Origin of the sequence: Thiobacter sp. AK1, from assembly GCF_039822265.1 — a bacterium.
GTDB lineage: Bacteria > Pseudomonadota > Gammaproteobacteria > Burkholderiales > Thiobacteraceae > Thiobacter > Thiobacter aerophilum.
This window is the reverse complement of the sequence record NZ_JBAJEX010000026.1, coordinates 1-1,577: the sequence shown is the minus strand read 5'-3', so window position 1 is coordinate 1,577 and position 1,577 is coordinate 1. Positions and strand designations below refer to the sequence as shown.

Here is a 1,577-nt window from a genome sequence, read left to right as displayed (position 1 = left end):
GGCGGTGATTTGGCTGCGCCCGTCGGCCGCAGTGTTGAGGGCGGGGTCGAGCTGCGCGAAGAGGCTGTAGAGGGCCAGGGCGTCGGTGAGCGGTACTTTGTCATGGGCATCAACAGGGCCCCCGTTGGCGTTCTCAGAGAAGATGATTTGTGGAACACCGGGTGTGTTGCCGATTGTATGCACGATGTCACCGGCTACATCCAAATGTGACATGATTCCTGGATTCCAGGCACTTCCGATCGGGCCGGTAATCGGGCCAATTGGGGCGTTTTGCAGCAGGCTGAAGAAGCCTTCGCTCGTGACCGGAAAGCGATTCGTCCTTAGCGTTGTATCGAAACCAGGGGCGTTGTAGGTGTACACCGCACTGACCAGACCGGGGGCGAGGCGGCTCATGATCATGGCCAGGTGTCCGCCCAGGGAATGACCGGTAACGCTCAGGGGTGTGACCTGCCCAGAAAGCAAACCGCTGGCTGAGCTTGTAGTCGTACCGATCGTGCGAGTGATGGGATCGTAGGTGTATTGCACCACCGCCTGACCGGGGGCACCGTAGAGGCGCTGGAGATAATTAAACAGGGCGATGCCCTGACGGATCGCAATGCCTTCCGCGCCGACATCGGCGACGTTGGTCAGCCAGTCGATGGCGCCGGAGAAGACGCTAGTCTCGGTGCCGCGGATGGCGAAATATTTGTTGCCGGAACTGTCCGCGAAGACGGTGGCGGAGAAGCCGCTGAGGGGGTCGGTGTATTGGTCGACTACTAGATAAGTATTGGCGAAGGCTTTTGCTTGCACGTCCGACATCCCGCGAAATACAAGGGCGGTCACGTATCCTGGGTAATCTTCGCCAGACATACCGCTTTGTAAGGTAGCGTATGCCGCCATAGAAAGCTGCGCTTGTGCAAAGTAATCCGTGATGGTTGCCATGGTCGCTCCTTATTTTGACTTTGAATGTTCTGGTATGAAAATCCGATCAACCAGCCTGTTTGAAGGGTCGGAATAATCGATACAGCTCTTTGCTGATCGATCTGTGGTTAAATTTCTTCTGATCCAACCGCCCCAATGTCCGAAGTCAATCTCCTCACCCAAGACTTGATCAGAGTTTTTGTTCGAATACACGAATCCAACTTTGTCGATATGAAAGATTGATGAATAGATTTCCGACTTATACTTTCTGGAATAACTTTTTCCCAACAGCGAATTAAAATTTCTATAAAACTTTGCTATTCCCTCCTCATCCCAATACTCCTTCGGCAACTCCACCGTCTGGTACACCTTCACCCCGGCCTGGGTGGCACAGAGATGGCTGAGGTAAATACGACCGGCGATCTCATCGCCAAAGAGCAGGAGAAAAAGAATCAAAAAGACGCCGATCACGCTCATGAACTTGGCGGATTTTTGTTTGAGGCGTTTGGGGAGCGCCACGGAGATGCCGATGCCAAGGAGCAGCGCCAGCACAATCAGCCACAGCGGGCCGGTGAGGACCGCGAAACCTAGGAGGGCGTCCATTTACGCCGCCTCCTGCAGTGGGGTTTTGTTTCCGTTGTCGGGCGCACGATGTAGGCGCAAGTGACGAGAAGCCC

Annotated in this window: 2 protein-coding genes; both read right to left on the bottom strand. The window is 54.7% G+C overall.

The annotated features are described in order from the left end of the window. On the bottom strand, positions 1-921 hold a 921-nt coding region (locus V6E02_RS12910; RefSeq protein WP_347309210.1), incomplete at its 3' end, for a hypothetical protein. A gap of 9 nt (positions 922-930) precedes the next feature. Continuing rightward, positions 931-1,503 (bottom strand): hypothetical protein, encoded by a 573-nt coding sequence (locus V6E02_RS12905; protein ID WP_347309208.1) that lies wholly within the window; start codon positions 1,501-1,503, stop codon positions 931-933. Positions 1,504-1,577 lie beyond the last annotated feature (74 nt).

Excerpts from the sequence above, each read along its gene's own strand:
- V6E02_RS12905 (WP_347309208.1), bottom strand. The coding sequence starts at position 1,503 with ATGGACGCCCTCCTAGGTTTCGCGGTCCTCACCGGCCCGCTGTGGCTG.